The 24723-nt window shown below is 68.7% G+C and carries 22 protein-coding genes and 1 pseudogene; 12 read left to right on the top strand and 11 right to left on the bottom strand.

Annotated elements, in window-relative coordinates; translation table 11 throughout:
- Nucleotides 1-99 precede the first annotated feature (99 nt).
- Nucleotides 100-1071, bottom strand: coding sequence for an HTH-type transcriptional regulator CysB (cysB, locus tag ABE957_RS14685; protein ID WP_349759402.1), 972 nt, complete (start codon nucleotides 1069-1071; stop codon nucleotides 100-102).
- Nucleotides 1072-1375: 304 nt separating this feature from the next.
- Here cysB and trxA point away from each other — a divergent pair, with 304 nt between their 5' ends.
- Nucleotides 1376-1699, top strand: a complete 324-nt coding sequence (gene trxA, locus ABE957_RS14680) for a thioredoxin (protein WP_349759401.1) — start codon at nucleotides 1376-1378, stop codon at nucleotides 1697-1699.
- A gap of 75 nt (nucleotides 1700-1774) precedes the next feature.
- Here trxA and ABE957_RS14675 read toward each other — a convergent pair whose 3' ends face one another.
- Nucleotides 1775-2869 (bottom strand): AI-2E family transporter, encoded by a 1095-nt coding sequence (locus ABE957_RS14675; protein WP_349759400.1) that lies wholly within the window; start codon nucleotides 2867-2869, stop codon nucleotides 1775-1777.
- A gap of 123 nt (nucleotides 2870-2992) precedes the next feature.
- Between ABE957_RS14675 and ABE957_RS14670 the strand changes: the two genes are divergently transcribed.
- Nucleotides 2993-3778 (top strand): SIMPL domain-containing protein, encoded by a 786-nt coding sequence (locus ABE957_RS14670; protein ID WP_349759399.1) that lies wholly within the window; start codon nucleotides 2993-2995, stop codon nucleotides 3776-3778.
- A 121-nt stretch (nucleotides 3779-3899) separates the two neighbouring features.
- On the opposite strand, the gene serS is transcribed toward ABE957_RS14670, so the two are convergent.
- A complete protein-coding gene (serS, locus tag ABE957_RS14665; protein ID WP_349759398.1) occupies nucleotides 3900-5177 on the bottom strand; it encodes a serine--tRNA ligase in 1278 nt (425 codons plus the stop codon).
- A gap of 196 nt (nucleotides 5178-5373) precedes the next feature.
- Between serS and ABE957_RS14660 the strand changes: the two genes are divergently transcribed.
- The 3 genes and pseudogenes from ABE957_RS14660 to ABE957_RS18175 all read left to right on the top strand — a co-directional run.
- Nucleotides 5374-8676, top strand: a complete 3303-nt coding sequence (locus ABE957_RS14660) for an FAD-binding and (Fe-S)-binding domain-containing protein (RefSeq protein ID WP_349759397.1) — start codon at nucleotides 5374-5376, stop codon at nucleotides 8674-8676.
- Between the two features lie 74 nt (nucleotides 8677-8750).
- Nucleotides 8751-8951, top strand: coding sequence for a DUF2905 domain-containing protein (locus tag ABE957_RS14655; protein ID WP_349759396.1), 201 nt, complete (start codon nucleotides 8751-8753; stop codon nucleotides 8949-8951).
- A gap of 56 nt (nucleotides 8952-9007) precedes the next feature.
- Nucleotides 9008-9326, top strand: a pseudogene (locus ABE957_RS18175) (hypothetical protein); the annotation flags it as partial.
- 381 nt (nucleotides 9327-9707) lie between these two features.
- Here ABE957_RS18175 and trpC read toward each other — a convergent pair.
- The 5 genes from trpC to ABE957_RS14620 all read right to left on the bottom strand — a co-directional run bounded on the left by trpC (nucleotide 9708) and on the right by ABE957_RS14620 (nucleotide 14630).
- Nucleotides 9708-10514 carry an indole-3-glycerol phosphate synthase TrpC gene (gene trpC / locus ABE957_RS14640; RefSeq protein ID WP_349759394.1) on the bottom strand — a complete coding sequence of 269 codons (807 nt, stop codon included), beginning with the start codon at nucleotides 10512-10514 and terminating at the stop codon, nucleotides 9708-9710.
- An 8-nt stretch (nucleotides 10515-10522) separates the two neighbouring features.
- On the bottom strand, nucleotides 10523-11542 hold the full coding sequence (gene trpD / locus ABE957_RS14635; protein WP_349759416.1) for an anthranilate phosphoribosyltransferase: 1020 nt from the start codon (nucleotides 11540-11542) through the stop codon (nucleotides 10523-10525).
- 16 nt (nucleotides 11543-11558) lie between these two features.
- Nucleotides 11559-12167, bottom strand: coding sequence for an anthranilate synthase component II (locus ABE957_RS14630; protein ID WP_349759393.1), 609 nt, complete (start codon nucleotides 12165-12167; stop codon nucleotides 11559-11561).
- 52 nt (nucleotides 12168-12219) lie between these two features.
- Entirely contained in the window at nucleotides 12220-13716 is a 1497-nt protein-coding gene (gene trpE / locus ABE957_RS14625; RefSeq protein WP_349759415.1) for an anthranilate synthase component I, read from the bottom strand.
- Between the two features lie 248 nt (nucleotides 13717-13964).
- Nucleotides 13965-14630, bottom strand: a complete 666-nt coding sequence (locus tag ABE957_RS14620; protein ID WP_349759392.1) for a phosphoglycolate phosphatase — start codon at nucleotides 14628-14630, stop codon at nucleotides 13965-13967.
- Between the two features lie 104 nt (nucleotides 14631-14734).
- Between ABE957_RS14620 and ABE957_RS14615 the strand changes: the two genes are divergently transcribed.
- A complete protein-coding gene (locus ABE957_RS14615; RefSeq protein WP_349759391.1) occupies nucleotides 14735-16033 on the top strand; it encodes an NAD(P)/FAD-dependent oxidoreductase in 1299 nt (432 codons plus the stop codon).
- Between the two features lie 227 nt (nucleotides 16034-16260).
- On the opposite strand, the gene ABE957_RS14610 is transcribed toward ABE957_RS14615, so the two are convergent.
- The 3 genes from ABE957_RS14610 to rpe are packed head-to-tail and all read right to left on the bottom strand — an operon-like array spanning nucleotide 16261 to nucleotide 18151.
- Nucleotides 16261-17103 (bottom strand): mechanosensitive ion channel family protein, encoded by an 843-nt coding sequence (locus ABE957_RS14610; RefSeq protein WP_349759390.1) that lies wholly within the window; start codon nucleotides 17101-17103, stop codon nucleotides 16261-16263.
- A 46-nt stretch (nucleotides 17104-17149) separates the two neighbouring features.
- Nucleotides 17150-17443 carry a GIY-YIG nuclease family protein gene (locus tag ABE957_RS14605; protein WP_349759389.1) on the bottom strand — a complete coding sequence of 98 codons (294 nt, stop codon included), beginning with the start codon at nucleotides 17441-17443 and terminating at the stop codon, nucleotides 17150-17152.
- Between the two features lie 9 nt (nucleotides 17444-17452).
- A complete protein-coding gene (gene rpe, locus ABE957_RS14600; RefSeq protein ID WP_349759388.1) occupies nucleotides 17453-18151 on the bottom strand; it encodes a ribulose-phosphate 3-epimerase in 699 nt (232 codons plus the stop codon).
- Between the two features lie 143 nt (nucleotides 18152-18294).
- Here rpe and ggt point away from each other — a divergent pair, with 143 nt between their 5' ends.
- The 6 genes from ggt to ABE957_RS14570 all read left to right on the top strand — a co-directional run bounded on the left by ggt (nucleotide 18295) and on the right by ABE957_RS14570 (nucleotide 24711).
- On the top strand, nucleotides 18295-20025 hold the full coding sequence (ggt, locus tag ABE957_RS14595) for a gamma-glutamyltransferase (RefSeq protein WP_349759387.1): 1731 nt from the start codon (nucleotides 18295-18297) through the stop codon (nucleotides 20023-20025).
- A 193-nt stretch (nucleotides 20026-20218) separates the two neighbouring features.
- Nucleotides 20219-21229, top strand: coding sequence for a thiosulfate ABC transporter substrate-binding protein CysP (gene cysP / locus ABE957_RS14590; RefSeq protein WP_349759385.1), 1011 nt, complete (start codon nucleotides 20219-20221; stop codon nucleotides 21227-21229).
- An 18-nt stretch (nucleotides 21230-21247) separates the two neighbouring features.
- Complete coding sequence (gene cysT, locus ABE957_RS14585) at nucleotides 21248-22120, top strand: sulfate ABC transporter permease subunit CysT (RefSeq protein WP_349759384.1); 873 nt, start codon at nucleotides 21248-21250, stop codon at nucleotides 22118-22120.
- Nucleotide 22121: 1 nt separating this feature from the next.
- A complete protein-coding gene (cysW, locus tag ABE957_RS14580; protein ID WP_349759383.1) occupies nucleotides 22122-22949 on the top strand; it encodes a sulfate ABC transporter permease subunit CysW in 828 nt (275 codons plus the stop codon).
- Entirely contained in the window at nucleotides 22946-24046 is a 1101-nt protein-coding gene (locus ABE957_RS14575; protein WP_349759382.1) for a sulfate/molybdate ABC transporter ATP-binding protein, read from the top strand. The genes cysW and ABE957_RS14575 overlap by 4 nt, the downstream gene beginning before the upstream one ends.
- Before the next feature lie 74 nt (nucleotides 24047-24120).
- Entirely contained in the window at nucleotides 24121-24711 is a 591-nt protein-coding gene (locus tag ABE957_RS14570) for a YajG family lipoprotein (protein ID WP_349759381.1), read from the top strand.
- The last annotated feature ends 12 nt before the right edge of the window (nucleotides 24712-24723 follow it).

Genomic DNA, 24723 nt, shown 5'->3' with positions numbered 1-24723 from the left:
CTATGTTGGACAAGGGCGCCCCGCGGGGCGCCCTTTCGTTGTGCTCCCCCTCCGGCATGACGCGCATGCAGCTCGAGGCTGCGGCGAAGTCGGCGAGGCTCAGCGGATCGGCAGCTCGATGTCCTCGAACAGTTCCCGCTCGTGGCGAGGCCCGGCGGCCAGCGCCGCGTCCACCAGGTCCCGGTCGAGGTGCCCGGCGAAGCCCTCCAGGAAGTCGTACATATAGCCGCGCATGAAGGTGCCGCGACGAATGCCGATCTTGGTGGTGGAGCTCTCGAAGAGGTGATCCGCCTCCAGCGCCACCAGGTCGGTGTCGTGCTCGGCATCCACCGCCATGTGGGCGACGATGCCCACCCCCATGCCGAGGCGCACGTAGGTCTTGATCACGTCGGCGTCGGCGGCGGTGAGCACCACGTTGGGCGACAGGCCGCGCGCCCGGAAGGCATCGTCGAGCTGGGAGCGTCCGGTGAAGCCGAACACGTAGGTGACCAGCGGATAGTCGGCCAGAGCTTCCAGGGTCAGAGTCTCGACCTCGGCCAGCGGATGGTCCTTGGGCACCAGCACGCAGCGATTCCAGCGGTAGCAGGGCAGCAGCACCAGGTCGTTGAACAGATCCAGGGACTCGGTAGCGATGGCGAAGTCGGCCTGGCCATCGCTGACCATCTGGGCGATCTGCTTGGGGGTGCCCTGCTGCATGTGCAGCGCCACGTCGGGGTATTTCTGGGTGAAGTCGCGGATCACCGGCGGCAGCGCATAGCGCGCCTGGGTGTGAGTGGTGGCGATGGAGAGGCTGCCGCGGCGCTCGTCGCTGTGCTCCTGGGCGACGTCCTTGATGTTCTCGGCCAGCCTCAGCACCTGGCCGGCCAGCTCGATGATCGCCTGCCCCGCCGGGGTAACGCGGGTCAGGTGCTTGCCGCTGCGAGCGAAGATCTCGACGCCGAGCTCGTCCTCGAGCAGGCGGATCTGCTTGGAGATACCGGGCTGGGAGGTGAAGAGGCTCTGTGCGGTGGCCGAGACGTTGAGGTTATGGCGTGACACCTCCCAGATGTAACGCAGCTGCTGAAGCTTCATGGCCGCCCTCTCTATGCGTGCTGTCTATGCGTGCTAACTATGGGTGCTGTCTGAGTATTTCGGGCGTGGCAGGCCTTGAAGGCCGGGCCGCCAGGGCGCCTTCAAAATACCTCAAGGACATAAAAAAATAACTTACAATCACTTTATAGCATAACATAACGGGCCCAATGCAACCGCCAGCCATTACCCGACCGAGCGGCGTGGATTTGCCAGCACCCCGGACGATCGCTAACATCGTCCGACCGGGCATGTCCCGCATGCCCCCTTACCCGCTCGATGCAGCGCAACGAAACTGGAGAATCACATGGCCAACAACGTCGATGTCACCAATGCCAACTTCGAGCAGGAAGTCCTCAAGGCCGACGCGCCGGTCCTGCTGAAGTTCTGGGCCCCCTGGTGTGGTCCCTGCAAAGTGATGGCGCCGGTGGTCGACGAGGTTGCCGAAGAGCGCGAAGGTAACCTCAAGGTCGTCAGCATCAACGTGGACGACGCTCCGGAGATCGCCGCCGAACAGGGCGTGCGCGGCGTGCCCACCGTGATGCTGTTCAAGTCCGGCACCAAGGTCGCATCTCTGGTCGGCGCCCAGTCCAAGTCACAGCTGAGCCAGTTCATCGACCAGAACGCCTGATCGCGAGTTCCCCCCTCGTGCTCATCGCCCCGGCCACGGCCGGGGCGAAGTCGTTTAGGACGACGCCTCGAGAGGCTACTCGTCGTCGCGCTCGGAGATTGGCCGATCGGCCTGATCGAGCGGCGAGCCGACCGCCGGCCCCAGCAGGTGTGCGATCCAGCGCGTCTGCGGGTGACTGTCCAGGGCGATCTTCAGGGTCATGGTCAGCACCACCGAGAGCAGCATGCCCACCGCACCGAAGATCCATCCCCAGACCACCAGCGACAGGAAGGCCACCGAGGTGGAGAGCCCCAGGGCGCGTCCCATCACCCGCGGCTCGATGATGTTGCCCATCACGAAGTTCACCCCCAGGTAGGCCGCCGAGAGCAGCATGGCATCGACCAGCCCGCCCTGCGGGGAGACCAGCAGAAGCAGCACCGGCGGCACCGCGGCGATCGCCGAGCCGATGTTGGGAATGTAGTTCAGGGCGAAGGCCAGCACCGCCCACAGCAGGGGGAACTCGACCCCCAGGAACTTGCAGGCCAGCCAGATCAGCGCGCCGGTCGCCAGGCTGATCAGCGTCTTCACGGCCAGGTAGCGCTTGAGGGTGTGACTGAACTCGCTGAAGCGCCGCAGGCTGGGTGCCGGGTTGACCAGGGCCCTGGAGATCTTGTCGCGGAAGTTGAGGGTCTCGAAGAGCAGGAAGATCACCAGCAGCGCCACGACGATGGTCTGCATCATCAGGTTGCCCACCTCGCCGAGCAGCGCCGGGATCCAGCTGCCGAACTTTTCGGCATCGAGCAGCTCCGCCAGGCGGTCGGTGTCGATGGCCAGGCCCAGCCCGGCCAGGCCGTCGAGCAGCCCCAGGTAGTACTGGTAGAGCTTCTGCTCGATCCCCGGCAGGGCCTCGACGAAGGTCCCGAAGCTGTTGACCAGCAGCACGCCGAGCAGCGAGAGGAAGCCGCCGATCACCACCAGCGTCAGCCATACCGAGAGGCGCAGGCTCAGGCCGAGGCGATTGAGCCACTGTACCGGGGCCGTGCAGACCACGGCGATGAACAGCGACAGCAGCAGCGGGACCAGCAGGCTGGACCCCGCCCGCATGCCGGCCACGATCACCACCAGGGCCGCCAGCGCCAGGGTCAGGTTGAGGGGAATACTCTGCTGCTCGTTCTGGGGGGGTGGGGGCATGCCCGATCTCGCGGTCGTCGATGGTCTGCTCATGATGACGGGGCACGATGCAATTGCAAGGCGCGGAACCATCCTCGGGCCGCGGCCTCGAAGCCCGGTATCCCCGACGACAAGGAGAACGTCATGTCCTTCCCACGCCCCGCCCGCGCGCTCTGCCTTCCGGCCCTGGCCGCCCTGCTCTCGCTCGCCCCACCGCTGACCGCCGCGGCCCTGGCGGAGGAGACGCCCCACCGCCTGGACGTTCAGGCCGAGGCCGAGCTCGCGGTGGTGCCCGATCGCGCCACCCTTGAGGCCCGCCTCTGGGAGCATACCCCGGCCGTGGCGCAAACGGCTGACGTAGAAGCCGATGCCGACGCCCTGCGCGAGGCGCGCCGGCGCCTGGAAGAGCGCGCCGCCGCGCTGATCCAGCGCCTGGAGGCTCAGGGGCTTGCCAGCGAGTCGATCACCGCCGGCTCGCTGCAGGTCCAGCCCCAGCGCCTGCCGGACGTGCAGCACGGCGACGACAAGCCGGAGCCGCTGGTGCGCACTCGCCTGCAGCGCCCCCTGAGCATCGAGGTCGAGGATCTCGCGCAGCTGCCGGGGCTGCTCGACGCCCTGACCGAGGCCGGCGTCAACGCCCTGGACGGCGTGCGCTACGATCTGTCCGACCGCGAGGCCGCCACCGACGAGGCGCTGGTTAAGGCGCTGGAGAAGGCGCGCCACAAGGCCGAGCTGATGGCCGAGACGCTGGGCATCGGCCTAGGCGAGGTGATCGTCGCCAGCGAGACCCGCTCGCCGGTATTCCAGCCGCGGATGATGGCGATGAGCGATGCTCGCCCGGAGGGCGCCCCGCGCACGGAGTATCGCCCGGGCACCATCACCATCGAGGCCGGGGTCAACGTCAGCTGGGCAATCGATGGCGAGCCCTGAGCGGCAGCCGGGATAGGCGCTCCCTCCCCCCTAAACGAGAAACCCCACCCGGAGCACTGCCCGGGTGGGGTTTTTATCGATCGTCGCGTTTCTCTTGCGTATACGAACGCGCGCGAGGAAGTCAGGCGTTGATCGTCTCGACGCCGCCCATGTAGGGACGCAGCGCCTCGGGCACGGTGATCGAGCCGTCGGCGTTCTGATGGTTCTCCATCACCGCGATCAGGCAGCGCCCCACTGCCAGGCCGGAGCCGTTGAGGGTATGCAGCAGCTGCGGCTTCTTCTGCTCCGGGTGGCGGAAACGTGCCTGCATGCGCCGCGCCTGGAACTCCTCGCAGTTGGAAATCGAGGAGATCTCGCGGTAGGTCTGCTGGCTCGGCATCCAGACCTCCAGGTCGTAGGTCTTGGCGGCGCCGAAGCCCATGTCGCCGGTGCACAAGGTGACCACCCGATAGGCCAGGCCGAGCGCCTGGAGAATCGCCTCGGCGTGGCCGCGCATCTCTTCCAGGGCCGCGTAGCTCTGCTCCGGCTCGACCATCTGCACCATCTCGACCTTGTCGAACTGGTGCTGGCGGATCATGCCGCGGGTATCGCGGCCGTGGGAGCCTGCCTCGCTGCGAAAGCACGGCGTGTGGGCGGTGAGGCGCACCGGCAGCGACTTGTGCTCGAGGATCTCGTCGCGGGCGAAGTTGGTCAGTGGCACCTCGGCGGTGGGGATCAGGTGGAAGCCTCGCTCGTCGTCCAGGCGGAAGAGATCCTCGCCGAACTTGGGCAGCTGGCCGGTGCCGTAGAGCGAGGCCTCGTTGACCATGAAGGGGACGTAGCACTCCTCGTAGCCGTGCTCGAGGGTCTGGGTGTCGAGCATGAACTGGGTGAGTGCCCGATGCAGCCGCGCGATGGGCCCGCGCATCACGGCGAAGCGCGAGCCGGTGAGCTTGGCCGCCAGCTCGAAGTCCAGGTCGCCCTTGAGCGCTCCCAGGTCAACGTGGTCGCGGACCTCGAAGTCGAAGGCCCGCGGCGTGCCCCAGCGGTGCAGCTCGACGTTCTCCTCCTCGCTCTGGCCCTGCGGCACGCTCTCGTGGGGCAGGTTGGGAATCTCGCTGACCAGGGCGTCCCATTCGGCCTGCACCTCGGCGAGGCGGGCCTTGGCGGCATCGAGCCGCTCGCCGAGATCGCTCACCTCGGCCAGCAGGGGCTGGATGTCCTCGCCCTGGGACTTGGCCTTGCCAATCGACTTGGAGCGGGTGTTGCGCTCGTTCTGCAGAGACTCGGTCTCGGCCTGCAGCTCGCGGCGCCGGGACTCCAGCGCTTCGAGACGCTGGGTATCGAGGTCGTAGCCCCGCGTGGCCAATCGTTGGGCGACCGCGTCGGGGTCGCTGCGCAGCAGTTTGGGATCGAGCATGGCATCCAGTCCGTTGCAGTCGGTGAAGGAAGGTCGGGCGGTGAAAATCAGGCCGACCATTGTAGGCAAAAGGGGGCGGGGGCGCCACGCGACGGGGCCTGCGGGATGCGCGCCACCGCCCTCTCGCGGTAGAGTAGGACCACCCCTTCCCCCCGCCTGGCCCTGCCCAGGCGGCGCCACCATTGAACACGACGCCATGATCGCACGCTTGGACACCGCTGACGCCAGCACCCTGCCGGGCCTCGATGCCCGCTACCTGCGCTTTCTCGAGGCGCTGAAAGCCGACGGCTTCGAGGGCGAGATCACCCCGGACTATGCCGCCCGCACGGTGCTCGCCACCGACAACTCCATCTATCAGCGCCTTCCCCAGGCCGTGTTGAGCCCGAAGCACAGCGAGGACCTTGAGCGCATCGCCCGCCTGGCCGGGCGCGAGGCGCATCGCGAGGTGGTGCTCACGCCGCGCGGCGGCGGCACCGGCACCAACGGCCAGTCGCTCACCGACGGCCTGGTGGTGGACGTCTCGCGGCACATGAACGCCATCCTCGACATCGACGTCGAGCATCACCGGGTGCGCGTCCAGGCCGGGGTGGTCAAGGACCAACTCAACGCTGCCCTGAAGCCCCACGGACTCTTCTTCGCGCCGGATCTCTCCACCTCCAACCGCGCCACCATCGGCGGCATGATCTCCACCGACGCCAGCGGCCAGGGCAGCTGCGAGTACGGCAAGACCCGCGACCACGTGATCGAGCTCGAGACCGTGCTGCTGGGCGGCGAGCGCCTGATCAGCCGTCCGCTGGCCGACGACGAGCTCGCGCCGCTCTGTGAGCGCGAAGACGTCATCGGCATGGCCCACCGCACCGCCCGTGAGATCATCGACACCCAGCGCGGGCTGATCGAAGCCGTCTTCCCGCCGCTCAACCGCTGCCTGACCGGCTACGACCTGGCGCACCTGCGAGACGACCAGGGCCGACTCGACCTCAACAGCCTGCTGTGCGGCTCGGAGGGCTCGCTCGGCCTGCTCGACGAGGCGGTTCTGAACGTGCTGCCGATTCCCAAGCACTCGACCCTGGTCAACGTGCGCTATGCGGGCTTCATGGACGCGCTGCGCGACGCTCGGGCGCTGATGGGCTCTTCACAAGACCAGCCGCAGGCGCTCGGCTCTTCACAAGATCAGCCGCAGGTGCAGCCCACCTCCATCGAGACGGTGGACGACACCGTGCTGCTGCTCGCCATGGAGGACTTCGTCTGGGACAGCGTCGCCGAGTTCTTTCCCTCCGGCGACACGCCGGTGCGCGGCATCAACCTGGTCGAGTTCAACGACGACGACCCCGAGCGGCTGGCCCGGCGGGTCGAGGCCTTCTGCCGTCACCTGGAAACGGACGCGGGCGTCGAGCGCCTCGGCTTCACCCTGGCCGAGGGTCGGGCGCAGATCCAGCGGGTCTACGCCATGCGCAAGCGCGCCGTGGGCCTTCTGGGCAATGCCAAGGGCGAGAAGCGCCCGATCCCCTTCGTCGAGGACACCGCGGTGCCGCCGGAGCACCTGGCGGACTTCATCGCGGAGTTCCGCGCCGCCCTCGACGCCCGGGGGCTCGCCTACGGCATGTTCGGCCACGTGGATGCCGGGGTGCTCCACGTGCGCCCGGCGATCGACATGAAGGACCCCGAGCAGGAGCGGCTGATCCGCGAGGTCTCCGACGAGGTGGCCGCGCTGACGCAGAAGTACGGCGGCCTGCTGTGGGGCGAGCACGGCAAGGGCGTGCGCTCCGAGTACTCCCCCGGCTTCTTCGGCGAGCTCTACCCCAGCCTGCAGCGGGTCAAGGCGGCCTTCGATCCCCATAACCAGCTCAATCCCGGCAAGATCGCCACGCCGCTTTCCTTATCCACCCCACCCGAAGACGTGGGAACCCCGCCCGAGACCGCAGGAAAGACCATCCCGCCCGACGACGCGTCTCTCTCCATCCCGCCCGACGCCGCGGGCAGGGCCTCCTCGGCAGAGAATGGGACGCGCGCAACGTCGAGTGACGACGCCAAGGAGCAGGCGGTGAAGTTCGTCGACCCCGGCCTGCTGGCCATCGACGGCGTGCCCACCCGCGGCCAGCTCGATCGCACCATCGACGAGCGGGTCTGGCAGGCCCACGCCGCCACCGTCTACTGCAATGGCAACGGCGCCTGCTACAACTACGATCCCCACGACGCCATGTGCCCCTCCTGGAAGGCGACCCGCGATCGGGTCCACTCGCCCAAGGGGCGTGCCAGCCTGATCCGCGAGTGGCTGCGCTTGCAGGGCGAGGCCGGCGTCGACCTGATCGAGGAGTCGCGCCGCCAGCGCGCCGAGGGGGCCTGGGGCTTCGTCAAGCGCTTCCCCCGCCGCGCCCTCAACACCTGGCGCCGCGACCGCAAGGCGGACTTTTCCCACGAGGTCTACGACGCCATGGCCGGGTGTCTCGCCTGCAAGTCCTGCGCCGGCCAGTGCCCGGTGAAGGTCAACGTGCCGGATTCCCGCTCGCGCTTCCTCGAGGCCTACCACGGCCGCTACCTGCGCCCGGCGCGAGACTATGTGGTCGGCGGCATGGAGTTCCTTCTCCCCGCCCTGTCCAAGATTGCCCCGCTCTATAACGCCGCCATGGGCAACCGCCTGGTCGACCGTCTGCTGGCGGGCCCCGTCGGCCTGGTCGACAGCCCCCGACTCTCCCGGGCGAGCCTCAAGAAGCAGCTCGCCGCCTGGGGCGTGGCAGAGGCCACGCCGACCTCGCTCGGCCTGCTCACCGAGTCCCAGAAGGCCAGGAGCGTGGTGCTCGTGCAGGACGCCTTCACCAGCCACTTCGAGGCGCGGCTGGTCATGGACATCGTCGAGCTGCTCTCGCGGCTCGACGTGCGGGTCTTCGTGGCGCCCTTCTCGCCCAACGGCAAGCCGCTGGACGTTCAGGGCTTCCAGGGCGCCTTCGCGCGCACCGCCGAGAAGCAGGCCCGGCGCCTGCGCACGCTGGCCGAGTTCGGCGTGCCGCTGGTCGGCATCGACCCGGCGATGACCCTCACCTACCGCCAGGAGTACGTGAAGGCGCTGGGGCCGGACGCGGTGCCCGAGGTGCTGATGCTCCAGGAGTGGCTGGTGACCCAGACACCGAGCCTGGCGCGCGTCGCCGCCTCCGATGCGGGCCGCGATCCCGGCTTCCGGCTGCTCTCCCACTGCACTGAGAAGACTAACGCCCCGGGCAGCCCCAAAGCCTGGCAGCAGCTGTTCGCCGCCTTCGGCCTGGAGCTCGAGCTGCTCAGTACCGGCTGCTGCGGCATGTCCGGCACCTACGGTCACGAGGCCCGAAACCTCGAGACCTCCCGGACCATCTATGCCCAGTCCTGGCAGCCCCAGGTGGAGAGCGAAGCCAACGCCGGCCGGCTTCTGGCCACCGGCTACTCCTGCCGCAGCCAGGTAAAGCGCTTCTCGAACGCGGCCCTGCCCCACCCGCTGCAGGCCCTGCTGGGCAGGCTCAAGCAGCGCTGAGCCCCCGACGTCCACCGGCAGCACGCCGGTGGGCGCCGAATCGCTAGGACACTGCGGGAGCCCGAGGCGCATCCATGAACCGCACCCTGATTCTCGTCGGACTGCTGATCGTCGCCGCGGGCCTGCTCTGGCCCTGGCTTTCGAGGCTGCCCTTCGGTCACCTCCCCGGGGACATCGTGATCCGCCGCGAACACGTCACCGTCTACGTCCCGATCACCACCATGATTCTGGTCAGTCTCGTCGTCTCCACCATACTGTGGCTGTTCCAGCGCTGAGCCGACGGGCCGTCCCGGCGCTACGCTGAAGCCGTACCCGTGAACGGGATGAGCCCATGGCAAATCGTTTCACGCTGCTGCTGGCCTGCTGGGGTCCCCTCTCCTGGGCACAGGCACCCGATGGCCTCGACAGCCTGGTGGGCAATGGAGAACCCTCCGGCAGCGCGGCCTTGCCCACCATCACGGTGACGGCCCCGTGACTCGCCCGCGACCTCTACGATACCCCGGCCGCTGACCCGGGAGGATATCCAGAGGGGCCAGCAGGGTATTCGCCTGGATGAGTCCCTGGTGACGGTTCCCGGTGTCTTCCTGCAGAACCGAGACAACTTCGCCCAGGGCCAGCGGATCGCCGTCCGGGGCTTCGGTGCCCGGGCTGCCTAGCCGGCTGTGGATGAACCGCCTGACCTGGTACGGCAGCGGCGAGCGCTTCACCACCTTGGAAGCCCAGTACACAGGCTCCTTCTACGCCGACAACGCCAACCAGGTGCAGATTCCCAGCCACTGGCTGGCCAACCTGCGCGCTGGCGACACCTGGCGCCTCGCGACTCGGGCTACAGGTCGGTATCCGCAACCTGCTGGACGAGGACTACAACGAGAAGGTGCGCATCAATGCCTTCGGAGGGCGCTACTACGAGCCGGCGCCTGGTACCACCTGGTTCGCGGGGCTCGAGCTCGGCTTCTGAGCCGCTCACGATGTAGAAAACGACAACGGGCAGCCTAGGCTGCCCGTTGTCGCTCGTTCTTACACGCGAGGGATCAGAAGAAAAGCCGGCGCAGCGCCTCGCCGGGCTCGGCCTCGCGCACGAAGGCCTCGCCCACCAGGAAGGCGTTGACGTCGTGCTCGCGCATGCGCAGCACGTCATCGCGGCGGTGGATGCCGGACTCGGTGACCACGGTGACGCCGGCCGGTATACGCGGCAGCAGCTCCAGGGTGGTCTCGAGGCGGGTATCGAAGGTGTGCAGGTCGCGGTTGTTGATGCCCACCAGGGCGAGGTCGAGCTTGAGGGCCCGCTCGAGCTCGAGGGCGTCGTGGACCTCCACCAGCACGTCCATGCCGAGTTCGACGGCCTGGCGGTGAAGGTCCGCCAGTCGGGCATCGTCCAGGGCGGCGACGATCAGCAGGATGCAGTCCGCGCCGATGGCCCGCGCCTCGCTCACCTGGTAGCCCTGGGTGATGAAGTCCTTGCGGATCACCGGCAGGTCGCAGGCCGCGCGCGCCTCGATCAGGTCGTCCTCGTGGCCCTGGAAAAAGTCGGCGTCCGTCAACACCGAGAGGCAGGCGGCCCCGCCCTCGGCGTAGCTCGCGGCGATCTCACCGGGCCGGAAGTCCTCGCGCATCACGCCCTTGGAGGGCGAGGCCTTCTTGATCTCGGCGATCACCGCCGGATCGCCGGCGCGGATCCGCCGGTCGAGGGCGGCGACGAAGCCTCGCGGGGCGTCCTGCTCGGCGGCCAGGCGCAGGAGAGACTGCTCGGAAACGGCGCGCGAGCGCTCGGCCACCTCCTCTTCCTTGCGGGACAGGATGCGCTCGAGGATGGTCGGCAGGGCGGATGCGTCGGTCATGTCGGGCCTCACTGGTTGAACACGCGGGTGAAGTTGGCAAGCTCCTTGAGCTTCTCCAGCGGCAGCTTCGAGGCCTGGGCATCCTGGGCCATGGCGACGCCCTCCTTGAGGGTATCGGCGACCCCGGCAGCGTAGAGCGCGGCGCCTGCGTTGAGCGCGACGATGTCGGCGGCGGGCCCCTCGCCCACCAGCGCCTGCTCGACCAGCCGCAGGCTGTCCTCGGCGGTCTTGACGCGCAGCGGGTCGAGCGATTGGCGCTCGATCCCGAACTCTTCGGGGGTGATGGTGTACTCGCGAATCTCACCGTCCTTGAGCTCGGCGACCAGAGTCGGCTGAGCCAGCGAGATCTCGTCCAGGCCGTCCTCGGCATGCACCACCAGCACGTGCTCGCTGCCCAGGCGGCGCAGCACCTCGGCCATCAGCGGCACCAGCTCGGGGGCGTAGACGCCGAGCACCTGGTTGGGCGCACCGGCCGGATTGGTCAGCGGCCCAAGGATGTTGAACAGGGTGCGCACGCCCATCTCGCGGCGCGGCGCCACGGCGTAGCGCATGGCGGGGTGGTGGTTGGGGGCGAACATGAAGCCGACGCCCACCTGCTCGATGCAGCGCCCGACCTGAGCGGCATCGAGGTCCAGGTGGATGCCCGCCACGGCGAACAGGTCGGCGCTGCCCGAAGAGGAGGAGACGCCGCGGTTGCCGTGCTTGGCGACATGCGCGCCGCCGGCGGCCACCACGAAGCTCGCCGCCGTGGAGACGTTGAACAGATTCGCTCCGTCGCCGCCGGTGCCGACGATGTCGACCACGTTGTCGGCGGTGAGCCGCACCGGGGACATCAGCTCGCGCATCACCTGGGCGGCGGCGCTGATCTCTTCGGCGGTCTCGCCCTTCATCGCCATGCCCATCAGGAAGGCGGCGATCTGCGGCTCGCTGGCTTCGCCGGTCATGATCTGGCGCATCACGGCGTGGGTCTCATCGAAGCTCAGGTTCTCGCGGCGCATCACCGCGCCGATGGCCTCTCGCATCTGCATCATGGTTCTCCTCGAATCAGGCACGGTCCAGCGGCGCCGTCGGGCGACGTTTCAGGAAGTTGGCCAGGAGCTCATGGCCCTGGCGGGTGAGGATAGACTCGGGGTGGAACTGCACGCCCTCCACATCCAGCGTGCGGTGGCGAAGCCCCATGATCAGCCGGGGGGTGACGTCGTCCTCGTCGCACCAGGCGGTGACCTCCAGGCAGTCGGGCAGGCCCTCGCGCTCCACCACCAGCGAGTGGTAGCGCGTCACCTCCAGCGGATCCTCGAGGCCCTCGAACACACCCTGACCCCGGTGGCGGATCCGCGAGGTCTTGCCGTGCATCACCTGGGGGGCGCGCACGACCCGACCACCATAGACCTGGCCGATCGACTGGTGGCCCAGGCAGACGCCGAGCACCGGGATGCGGCCGGCGAAGCGGCGGATGGCGGCCATGGAGATGCCCGCTTGGTCGGGGGTACAGGGGCCCGGGGAGATCACCAGGTGACTCGGCGCCAGCGCCTCGATCTCCTCCAGGGTGATGGCGTCGTTGCGGTGGGTCGCCACCTCGGCGCCCAGCTCCCCGAGGTACTGGACCACGTTGAAGGTGAAGCTGTCGTAATTGTCGATCATCAGCACGGACATGGTGCGCTCTCCGGCATTCGCCCGGCCAGGGCCGGACGACAGGAATCAGGGGTCACTCGAGGTTGTCCAGGCCGCGCTCGGCCATGGCCACGGCGCGGAACAGGGCACGGCCCTTGTTGAGGGTCTCCTGCCACTCCATCTCTGGCACCGAGTCGGCGACGATGCCCGCGCCGGCCTGGACGTGCAGCTGGCCGTCCTTGATCACCGCGGTGCGGATGGCGATGGCGGTGTCCATGTTGCCGTGCCAGGAGAGGTAGCCCACGGCGCCGGAGTAGACGCCGCGCTTGACCGGCTCCACCTCGTCGATGATCTCCAGCGCGCGGATCTTGGGGGCGCCGGAGACGGTGCCCGCCGGGAAGGTGGCGCGCAGCACGTCCATGGCGGAGAGCCCCGGCTTCAGGCGCCCGACGACGTTGGAGACGATGTGCATCACGTGGGAGTAGCGCTCCACCACCATCTGGTCGGTCACCGTCACCGAGCCGGTCTCGCTGATGCGCCCTACGTCGTTGCGCCCCAGGTCGATCAGCATCAGGTGTTCTGCGAGCTCCTTGGGATCATTGAGCAGCTCGGCCTCCAGCGCCCGATCCTCCTCCTCGCTATGGCCGCGCTTGCGGGTGCCGGCGATGGGACGCACGGTGACCTCGCCGTCCTCCAGACGCGTAAGGATCTCCGGCGAGGAGCCGGCCACCTGGTGATCGCCCAGGTTCAGGTAGAACATGTAGGGCGACGGATTGAGACTGCGCAGGGCGCGATAGAGGTCCAGCGGCGCGGCCCGGTAGGGGATCGACATGCGCTGGGAGGGCACGCACTGCATGACGTCGCCGGCCAGCACGTACTCCTTGATCTGCTCCACCGCCGCCTTGAAGCCCTCTTCGGTGAAGCCCGAGGTGAAGTCGCCCTCCTCTACCGCCGCGCGGCCCGTGCCGGGGCTGACAGTGTTGTGGGTGGCGCTGCGCAGGCGCATCTCGAGGCGCTCCAGGCGCTCCACGGCCCGCGCGTAGGCGGCGTCCTCGGCCGGGTCGGCGTGGGTCCAGAGGGCCAGCCGCCCGGAGAGGTTGTCGAACACCACCAGGTCGTTGCAGACCATCAGCAGGATGTCCGGCACGTCCAGCGGATCGGCCTTGGCCTCGACCCGGGGGCCGCGCAGGCGCGGCTCGATGTAGCGGATGGTCTCGTAGCCGAAGTAGCCCACCAGGCCGCCGTCGAAGCGCGGCTGGTCGTCCAGGCGCGGCACCTTGAAGCGGGCCTGGAAGCGCTCGATCCACACGAGGGGATCCTCCACCTCCACGGCGCCCTGCTGCTGGTCGTCGACGATATGGCGGACGGTGAAGCCGCGCACCTCGATGCGCTCGCGGCACGGCAGGCCGATGATCGAGTAGCGCCCCCACTTCTCGCCGCCCTGCACGGACTCGAGCAGGAAGGTCCAGGGCGCGTCGGCGAGCTTCAGGTAGGTCGAGAGCGGGGTATCGAGGTCGGCCAGCACCTCGCGGGTGACCGGAATACGGTTGTAGCCGGCATCGGCCAGCTCATGAAAGCGCTCGGGGGTCATCATGCCCGGGTCCTCGCGGTGGAGAGAAAGACACTGGTGTTCGGGGGGAGGACGCCGCCTGGGGCGCCCGGTCAGGCGAGCGTCACCATCGCCAGCCGCCGATCAGGCCGGGGCGCGAGAGGAGGCGGTCAGTAGAGCGGCGGGCGGGGGCATCCAGCGTCATGGGGTGTCCATCGGAGGAGATCGCGAGATCCGTTATAACAAAAAACTATCGTTATCAGGCTCATTATAGCCCGAACAAAATCACCCTAAACGAGTTCCGCAAGCGATTCAACCGTGCCATCCGGGCGGCTCAGCGCCACCGGTTCGCCGTGATTGTAGCCGTAGGGGACCGCCAGGGTGCGAAAGCCCGCGGCGCGGCCGGCCTCGATGTCGTGGCGCGAGTCGCCGACCATCAGGCAGGCCGAGGGTGCCACGTCGAAGTGCGCCGCCACGTGCAACAGCGGCGCCGGGTCGGGCTTCTTCGCCGCCAGGCTGTCGCCCCCCAGGCAGAGCGCGAAGTAAGGCGTCAGCTCGAAGGCGTCGAGGAGCGGCGCGATGAAGGCGCTCGGCTTGTTGGTCACCAGCGCCAGGGGCAGCCCGCGCGCGGCAAGGGCCGCCAGCGCCTCCCGCGCCCCGGGATAGAGCCGAGTGTGGGTGCAGGGCGCGCGGCCGTAGTGATCGAGAAAGCCCCGGTGGGCACGCGCCAGCAGCGCCTCGTCCGGCGCCTCGCCCTGCGCCCCCTCGAGCGAGCGCGCCATCAGCGTGAGCGAGCCGTTGCCCACCCAGTCGCGCACCCGGGCCTCGCCCTGGGGCGCCAGGCCGAGCTCCGCCAGGGCGGCATCGGCCGCCACGGCCAGGTCCGGCACGGAATCGACCAGGGTGCCGTCCAGGTCTAAGGCCACCAGTCGAATGTCGTTGAGGATGGGGTGCATGACGCCTCTCGTCGGGTGAGTCGAAGGCCCATTATGCCGGAGCGGCCATGGGCAGGAAATCGGCGGAGGCTTATGCTGGAGCCTCAACCTTTCGGGAGAGTGACATGAACCTGCCAAGAATCGTCGTGGTCGGCGGGGGCGCCGGCGGCCTCGAGCTGGTCACCCGGCTCGGCCGCAAGCTGGGCAAGCGCGGCCGCGCCGAGATCGTGCTGGTCGACCGCAACGCCACCCACATCTGGAAGCCGCTGCTGCATGAGGTCGCCACCGGGGCGCTGGACTCGGGACTGGACGAGATCTCCTACCAGGCGCACTCGAGCCTTCACGGCTATCGGTTCCAGCGCGGCACCCTGAGCGGCATCGACCGCGAGGCCCGCACCCTGACGCTCGCCCCGGTGCTCGATGACGCCGGCGATGAGGTGCTGCCCGCCCGGGAGCTCGCCTACGACCAGCTGGTGCTGGCGCTGGGCAGCGTCAGCAACGACTTCGACACCCCCGGCGTCGGCGAGCACTGCCACTTCCTCGACAGCCCCCACCAGGCTGAGGCTTTTCGCCAGGAGATGCTCAACACCTTCCTGCGCCACAACGACCCGCGCCGCGAGCGGCCGGCGCGCATGGCGGTGGGCATCGTCGGCGCCGGCGCCACGGGGGTCGAGCTCGCCGCGGAGCTCCACGAGGCCTCGCGGATGCTGCACAGCTACGGAGTCACTTCCCTGGACAGCGACCGGCTCGAGGTGCACCTGATCGAGGCCGCGCCGCGGGTCCTGCCGGCGCTGCCGGAACGCATCAGCGAGGCGGTACACCGGGAGCTCGAACGGCTGGGGGTGAAGATCCATGCCGAGACCCGCGTGACCCAGGTGGAGGCCGCGGCGATCCATACCGCCGACGGCGCACGCATCGAGATCGATCTCGGCGTCTGGGCGGCGGGCATCAAGGCGCCGGCCCTGCTATCGGAACTGGGCCTGCCGACGGAGAAGAACCACCGGCTCAAGGTCCACGAGACCCTGCAGAGTATTGAGGATTCCCGGGTGTTCGCCCTGGGAGACTGCGCCAGCTGCCCGCAGTCAGACGGCAGCACGGTGCCGCCGCGTGCCCAGGCCGCCCATCAGCAGGTCGCCACCCTGTACCACAACCTGCAGGCCCAGCTCGCCGACAAGCCGCTCAAGTCCTTCGTCTACCGGGACCGCGGTTCGCTGATCTCGCTGGCGCACTTCGACGCCATCGGCAGCCTGATGCGCGGCGCCTCGGCGCGCAGCCTGTTCATCGAGGGGCACCTGGCGAAGTTCTTCTACGCCTCGCTCTATCGCATGCACCAGCGCGCCATCCACGGCACTCTGAAGACCGGCCTGATGGTCGTGGTCGACGGGCTCAACCGCTTCTTGAAGCCGCGCCTGAAGCTGCACTAAAAATTGATAACTCAATGCCCAAGAGATGAGTACCAGGGATAAGGCGCAGCGAGGGTCCTACGCCATGGATGGCGTCGGTAGCGCCCAGGGAAGGGTTCACAGCGCCCTCGCGATGGTCCGGCACTCCGGGGCTTATCGCTGGGAGCTATTGCTTTCGATATACCATGACCATAAACGACACGGGCCCCAGCCAAGGCCGGGGCCCGTGTCGTTTTAAGGTGAGAGGCTCAGCGCTCGCCGAGCCCTCCCGAGGCGTCACCGTGGTGATAGACGTGCACGTCGCGCTGGGGAAAGGGAATGCTGATGCCCTCGCGATCGAAGCGACGCTTGATCTCCTCGGTCATCTCCCAGTGGACGTCCCAGTAGTCGCCGGCGCTGACCCAGGGGCGCACGATCCAGGTCACGCTGGAGTCGCCCATGGCGCTCATGCGGATGTTCGGCGCGGGATCAACCAGCACCCGGGAGTCGTCGGCCACCACGCCTTGCAGCACGCGACGCACGGTGTCGATGTCGGCCTCGTAGCCGACCCCCACCGCCAGGTCGACCCGACGGGTGTCGTGAGCCGAGACGTTGGTGATGGCGCCGCTCATCATCTGGCCGTTGGGCACGATGATCTTGCGGTTATCGCCGGTCTTGAGCTCGGTGGTGAAGATCTGCACGTCCTCGATCACCCCGGCCACGCCGCCCGCCTCGACGTAGTCGCCGATCTTGTAGGGGCGAAAGATGATCACCAGCACCCCGGCGGCGAAGTTTGCCAGCGATCCCTGGAGGGCGAGGCCGATGGCCAGGCCGGCGGCACCGATCACCGCGATCAACGAGGTGGTCTGGATACCGACCTGGCTGATCGCCGCCAGCACCACGAAGGCCAGCAGCAGGGCATAGAGGATATTGCCCAGAAACTTGACCAGCAGCGGATCGACCTTGCCGCGCTGCATGGCCTTGAGCGAGAGCCGGTGCACGAGATTCGCCGCCCAGCGCCCGACCACGAAGATGGCGGCGGCCGCCACCAGGTTGATCACGAAGTTGGTGCCCTGCATCTGGACGAAATCACTGAGCCATTGGCTATTCATTCGGTGCTCCCTGTGCTGGCGAGGCCGCGCCCCGCGTCCATGGTGATCATTCGCCGGCCCGGCGCCGGGCCAGCCACTGCCGTTTCGCCGCGGCGCTCAGGCGCTTGACGGCGGCTTCCTGGCGCAGCGCCGCGCCGTGCTCGCCGACGCATTCGCGATGCACCAACGTAAGCGGCCCCTTGCCACGCAGCGCCTTGGCGCCGCGGCCGGCACGATGCTCGGCCAGGCGTCGGTCGACGTCGGTGGAGATCCCGGTATAGAGCGCCCCCGCCGCGGTCTCGACCAGGTACAGGTACCAGAGGCGCTCGGCGGCCGGGGGCGGCGCATCGGCGGCGCTCATCGGGCCGCCTCAGGCGCCGGCCAGGGCCCGACGGAAGTCGCCGATCACCCCGTCGTAGCGGTGCGGGTCGGCCGCGTTGCGCGCCTTGAACACGGCCGAGCCGGCGACGAAGGTGTCCGCGCCGGCACGGGCGATCTCGGCGATGTTGTCGACCTTGACCCCGCCGTCGACCTCCAGGCGGATCGGACGCCCCGAGGCATCGATGCGGCGGCGCACCTCGCGCAACTTGTCGAGGGTACCGGGGATGAACGACTGGCCGCCGAAGCCCGGGTTGACGCTCATCAGCAGGATCATGTCGACCTTGTCCATCACGTAGTTGAGGAAGGAGAGCGGCGTGGCCGGGTTGAACACCAGGCCCGCCTTGCAGCCGCCGTCGCGGATCAGCTGCAGGGAGCGATCGATGTGATCGGAGGCCTCCGGGTGGAAGGTGATGTAGCTGGCCCCGGCATCGATGAAGTCGCCGATCAGCCGATCCACCGGCCTGACCATCAGGTGGGCATCGATGGGCGCGGTCACGCCGTGCTTACGCAAGGCCTCGCAGACCATCGGCCCGATGGTCAGGTTGGGCACGAAGTGATTGTCCATCACGTCGAAGTGGACGATGTCCGCGCCGGACGCCAGCACATCGTCCACCTCCTCGCCCAGGCGGGCGAAATCGGCGGAGAGAATCGAGGGCGCAAGCTGGAAATCGAGTCGGGAGTCGGTCATGGCGACGATCGGTTCCTGTAAGAGTCGAGAGGCACGATGGGCGGCATTCTAGCAGCATCTCGCCCCCCGCCGTATGGCTTGCAGGTTCGCCACACCCGGCCGATAGTGATCAGGGCACGCCCCACCTTCAACGGAGAAACCCGATGATGACCCGCTGCCTGTCGCATCCTTTGAGTGCCGGCCTGCTGGCCGGCACGCTGCTCTTCGCCCCACCGCTGCTCGCCCAGCCGGCCATCCTCGAAGGCGAGCGCTTCCAACCCCAGGAGGGCGCCGAGGGCATGGTGGCGACCAGCCACTTCCTGGCCTCCCGGGTCGCCCACGATGTGCTCGCCGCCGGGGGCAACGCCGTGGACGCCGCCGTCACCGCGGGCTTCGCGCTGGCCGTCACCCAGCCCCGCTCGGGCAACATCGGCGGCGGCGGCTTCATGCTGATCTCCGACGAGGGCAGCGACGAGGTCATCGCCATCGACTACCGGGAGGAGGCCCCCGCGGCCGCCACCGAAACCATGTTCCAGGACGAGGACGGCAACGCCGTCTCCGAATGGTCGCGCTTCACCCATCGCGCCGCCGGCGTGCCAGGCACCGTGGCGGGGCTGGCCCTGGCGCTGGAGGAGTACGGCACCCTGAGCCTCGCCGAGGCCCTGGCGCCGGCGATCCGGCTCGCCGAGGAGGGCTTCGCGGTGCCCCAGCGCTTCGTCGACGGGGTGAGCGCGACCAGCGAGCGCCTGACCCAGTGGGACTCGACCAAGGCAATGTTCTTCAAGGAGGACGGCAGCCCCTATGAGGTCGGCGACACCTTCCGCCAGCCGGACCTGGCGGCGACCCTCAAGCGCATCGCCGAGCAGGGCGCCCGCGAGTTCTACGAGGGCGAGACCGCCGAGCTGATCGTCGCCGAGATGGAGCGCCACGACGGCCTAATCACCCGCGAGGACCTGGCCGGTTACCAGCCGGTGATCCGCGAACCGAGCCACGGCAACTACCGCGGCTACGACGTCTACGCCATGAGCCCGCCCTCCTCCGGTGGCGCGCACATCGTGCAGATGCTCAATATCCTCGAGGCCTACGACATCGGCGACATGGGCTTCGGCGCCGCCAATACCATGCACCTGATGGCCGAGGCGATGAAGCGTGCCTACGCCGACCGCTCGGAGTACCTGGGCGACACCGACTTCGTCGACGTGCCGCTCGAGGGCATCACCTCCGAGGGCTATGCCGACGAGCTGCGCGCCGAGATCGCCATGGATCGCGTCACGCCGAGCGAGGAGATCGCCCCCGGCAACCCGCTGCCCTACGAGTCCAACGAGACCACCCACTTCTCCATCGCCGACGACGACGGCCTGGCGGTCTCCAACACCTACACCATCAACTTCAGCTACGGCTCGGGGATCGCCGTCGCGGGCGCCGGCTTCCTGCTCAACAACGAGATGGACGACTTCTCCGCCAAGCCCGGCGTACCCAACGCCTACGGCCTGATCGGCGGCGCGGCCAACAAGATCGAGCCCGGCAAGCGCATGCTGTCGTCGATGACGCCGACCATCGTCAAGCAGGACGGCAAGAACTTCCTGATCACCGGCAGCCCCGGCGGCTCGCGGATCATCACCACCACCCTGCAGGTGCTGATGAACGTCATCGACCACGACATGAACATCCAGTCGGCGGTCAGCGCCCCGCGCATCCACCACCAGTGGCTGCCCGACGAGCTGCGCATCGAGGCCGGCTTCAGCCCTGACACCCTGGAACTGCTCGAGGGCAAGGGCCACACCATCAGCCAGGAGTCGGCAATGGGCGCCGCCCAGTCGATCGTGATCGAGGACGGTCGCTTCTACGGGGGCGCCGACCCGCGGCGCTCCACCTCCTCCGCCATGGGGCTCTAGGCCCGAAATAGCCCCAGGCAGACCACTTCACGTCCCCCGCACCACCCCGGCGCCCTCGGCCTCACCGAGGGCGCCGGCATTTTAGCGTCGACGGATACATTAATTCTTAAATAGAATAAAAGATGGCATTGTAATTCCATTGCGCGCTGTTTACCTTGACCTTCTAAGGAAACCGTCGCCCCAAGGAGTCACCATGTCGCCGCTGCCCCTCTTCCGCCGCACCCTCGTCGTCTCCGCCATTGCCCTGGGCGTGGTGGCCCCGGTCATGGCCGAGGAGCGCGAACTGCTCAACTCCTCCTATGACATCGCCCGGGAGCTCTTCGCGACCGTCAACCCGGCCTTCAAGGATCACTGGGAAGCGACGCACGACGACACCCTGACCATCAAGCAGTCCCACGGCGGCTCCTCGGCCCAGGCCCGTGCGATCCTCCAGGGCCTGCGTGCCGACGTGGTCACCTACAACCAGGTCACCGACGTCCAGGTGCTGGCCGATGCCGGCCTGGTCGCCAAGGACTGGCAGCAGCAGCTGCCCAACAACGCCTCGCCCTACTACTCCACCACCGCCTTCCTGGTGCGCAAGGGCAACCCCCTGGGCATCGAGAGCTGGGACGACCTGGCCGCCGAGGGCGTCGAGCTGGTGTTCCCCAACCCCAAGACCTCCGGCAACGGCCGCTACACCTACCTCGCCGCCTGGGGCGCCGCCGAGCGCGCCTTCGACGGCGACGAGGAGCGGGTGACGACGTTCATGCGCGACTTCCTCGGCAACGTCAAGGTCTTCGACACCGGCGGCCGCGGCGCCACCACCAGCTTCATCGAGCGCGGCATCGGCGACGTGCTGATCAGCTTCGAGTCCGAGGTCAACAACATCCGCCAGGAGTACGGCAGCGACGACTACGAGGTGATCGTGCCGCCGGTCAGCATCCTGGCCGAGTTCCCGGTGGCCGTGGTCGAGGAGAACGCCGAGCGCAACGACACCCTCGAGCTGGCCCGCGACTACCTCGAGTTCCTCTACGCCGAGGACACCCAGCGGCTGCTGGCCGGCTTCAACTATCGGGTGCATGACGAGACCGTGGTGGCGGAGTTCGCCGACCAGTTCCCCGAGACGGAGCTTCTGAAGGTGGAAGACGTCTTCGGCGGCTGGGACGTGGCCATGGAGACCCACTTCGCCAGCGGCGGCCGGCTCGACCAGCTGCAGCGCCGCTAAGCGCGCGGAGCCTTCGCCATGAGCCAACGCGCCGCCGGGTCCCGCCTGGCCCTGCCCTTCCCCGGCCGCACCCAGCGGGTGCTGCCGGGCTTCGGGCTCTCGCTCGGCATCAGCCTGACCTTCGTCTCGCTGGTGCTGCTGCTGCCGTTGACCGGCCTGGTGGGCCAGCTGGCCGGCCTGTCGCTCGGCGAGTACTGGGCCATCATCAGCGAGGCCCGGGTGGTGGCGAGCTACGCGATCACCCTCGGCGCCGCCGCGGTGGCGGCGCTGGTCAACGCCGCCTTCGGCCTGCTGCTGGCCTGGGTGCTGGTGCGCTACGACTTCCCCGGCAAGCGCGCCCTGGATGCGCTGATGGACCTGCCCTTCGCCCTGCCCACCGCGGTAGCCGGCATCACCCTGGCGACCCTCTACTCCAGCAACGGCTGGATGGGTCAGGCACTCGCCCCGCTGGGCCTGGAGGTGGCCTACACCTGGGTCGGCATCGCCCTGGCCATGGCCTTCACCAGCATCCCCTTCGTGGTGCGCACGGTGCAGCCAATCCTCGAGGATCTGCCCCACGAGATCGACGAGGCGGCCATGACCCTGGGGGCCCGCGACGGCGTGGCCTTCCGGCGGGTGATCCTGCCGCACCTGTGGCCGGCGCTGGTCACCGGCACCGGGCTCGCCTTCGTGCGCTCGCTGGGCGAGTTCGGCGCGGTGATCTTCATCGCCGGCAATATGCCCTACGAGACCGAGATCACCTCGCTGATGATCTTCGTCAAGCTGCAGGAGTACGACTACGTGGGCGCCTCGGCCATCGCCTCGGCGGTGCTCGCCACCTCGCTCGCGCTGCTGCTGGCCATCAACCTGTGGCAGGGACGCTTCATCCGTCGCCTGCACGGAGGCAACTGACATGCAACGCATCGGTGATGCGCCGGCCCTGCGCCGCCTGCTGATCGGCGCCGCCGTGGCGCTGTCGGCGCTGTTCCTGCTGCTGCCGCTGGTGGCGATCTTCGCCCAGGCCTTCTCTCAAGGCCTCGCCACCTTCTGGGTCAACGTGAGCGACACCTACACCCTGGCCGCCATCGGCCTGACGCTGTTCGTCACCGCGCTGACCATCCCCATCAACCTGGTGTTCGGGGTGATGCTGGCCTGGCTGGTGACGCGCTTCACCTTTCCCGGGCGGCGCCTGCTGCAGACCCTGATCGACATCCCCTTCGCCATCTCGCCGGTGGTGGCGGGGCTGGTCTACCTGCTGCTCTACGGGCGCAATGGCTGGCTCGGCGGCTGGCTCGACGCCCACGATATCCAGCTGATGTTCGCCTGGCCGGGCATCCTGCTGGTCACCGTCTTCGTCACCTGCCCCTTCGTTGCTCGGGAGCTGATCCCGCTGATGCAGGCGCAGGGCTCCCGCGAGGAGGAGGCCGCGGTAACGCTGGGCGCCTCGGGCTTCACGCTGTTTCGCCGCGTCACCCTGCCCAATATCCGCTGGGCGCTGCTCTACGGGGTAATCCTGACCAACGCCCGGGCGGTGGGCGAGTTCGGCGCGGTCTCGGTGGTCTCCGGGGCGATCCGCGGCGAGACCAACACCCTGCCGCTGCACGTCGAGCTGCTGTATCAGGACTACAACACCGTGGGCGCCTTCGCCAGCGCCGCCCTGCTGGCCCTGATCGCCCTGTTCACCCTGGCCGCCAAGGCCGGCCTGGAGTGGCGCGCCGCGCGCCGGGAGGCCCTCGCATGAGCATTCGTCTCGAGAACATCGCCAAGCACTACGGGCCGTCCGCCCGCGCCCTCTCGCCGATCGACCTGGAGATCGGCGAGGGCGAGCTGATCGGCCTGCTCGGCCCCTCGGGGTCGGGCAAGACCACGCTGCTGCGCATCATGGCCGGCCTCGAGGCGCCCGACCGCGCGCCCGCCGGCCGCATCCAGTTTGGCGAGCGCGACGTGACCCGGGTGCATGTGCGCGACCGGCGCATCGGCTTCGTCTTCCAGCACTATGCGCTGTTCCGCCACATGAGCGTCTACGACAACGTGGCCTTCGGCCTGACGGTGCTGCCGCGCCGCGAGCGCCCCTCGTCCGGCGAGATTCGCGCCCGGGTGCACCGCCTGCTGGAGATGGTCCAGCTCGAGCAGCTGGCGAATCGCTATCCCGCCCAGCTCTCCGGAGGCCAGCAGCAGCGGGTCTCGCTGGCGCGTGCCCTGGCCCTGCGCCCCGAGGTGCTACTGCTCGACGAGCCCTTCGGGGCGCTGGACGCCAAGGTGCGCCAGGAGCTGCGGCGCTGGCTGCGCCATCTCCACGACGAGCTGGGCTTCACCAGCGTCTTCGTCACCCACGACCAGGAGGAGGCGCTGGAGCTCTCGGATCGCGTGGCGGTAATGAGCAACGGGCGCATCGAGCAGATCGATACCCCCGAGGCGCTCTATCGCGCGCCGGCCAACCGCTTCGTCTTCGAGTTCCTGGGCGATGTGAACCATCTGGAGGGCGAGGTCAGGCAGGGCGTGCTCACCTGCGGCGAGGCGCGCCTGGCGGTGGACCTGCCCGACGGCGCGGCGGAGCTGCTGATGCGTCCCCATGAGCTGGCGCTGGCCACTGCGCCGAGCACTGAAGCCCACCTGCCGATGACCGTCACCGCGGTCTCGCCGGTGGGCGCCGAGGTGCGCGTGGAGCTAGCCGCCGACTGGCTCGCCGAGCCGTGGCTCGCCACGGTGCGCCACGCCGACTTCGAGCACCTGGCGCTCGCCCGCGGCAAGCGCCTCTTTGCGCTGCCGCGCCGCTGGCATCGCTTCGACGACGGCGCACGCCCGGCCGCGCGACCGAGGCTCGCCACCGCAGGCTGATGGATCGCCCCTAGGGGCGATATACTCGGGCTCCCGATCAATCACCGGGCGTCTTTTTCATCAGGAGTCTTTTCATGCAGCGTCGACGCGTTCTGGGGGCCTGCGCCCTGCTACTCACCGCCGGCTGGCTGGCCGGCTGCGCCAGCCCCCACTACCTGCAGCTCGATCCCCGTCGCACCGCCGGGGTGCCCCAGACGGGCAGTGGCCAGGCCGTGACCGTGACCGCCGTGGACGGGCGTGACAGCGAGGTGCTCGGCACGCGCACCGGCAGCGCCATGTCCACGGCGGTGATCACCGTCAACGCCCACGAGCTGGTGCCCGAGCTTCAGGCCGAGGCCGAACGCGCGGTGCGGGAGATGGGCTTCACCCCAACCACCGAGCGCGCCGAGGGGCGGCCCAGCCTGACGCTGACCCTCGAGCACCTGGGCTACGAGCGCGGCGAGAGTCGCCCCTTCATCGACGAGGCGCGACTCGAGGCGGTGCTGGTCGCCGAGGCGATCAACGCCGGCACTACCTACACCGGCACCTATACCTCGCGCCGCACCCAGGGCTACGCCCTGCGCCCCGACAAGGAAGCCAACACCCGGATGGTCAACGAGCTGCTCGCCGACGGCCTGGATCGCGCCTTCCGCGACCCGGAGCTGGGGCGCCTGCTGGCGCGCTGAGCGCGCCTGCCG

This window comes from Halomonas pelophila (assembly GCF_040196315.1).
Taxonomy (GTDB): domain Bacteria; phylum Pseudomonadota; class Gammaproteobacteria; order Pseudomonadales; family Halomonadaceae; genus Halomonas; species Halomonas pelophila.
The sequence above is the reverse complement of the archived record's forward strand: the minus strand, read 5'-3'. Positions and strand labels throughout refer to the sequence as shown.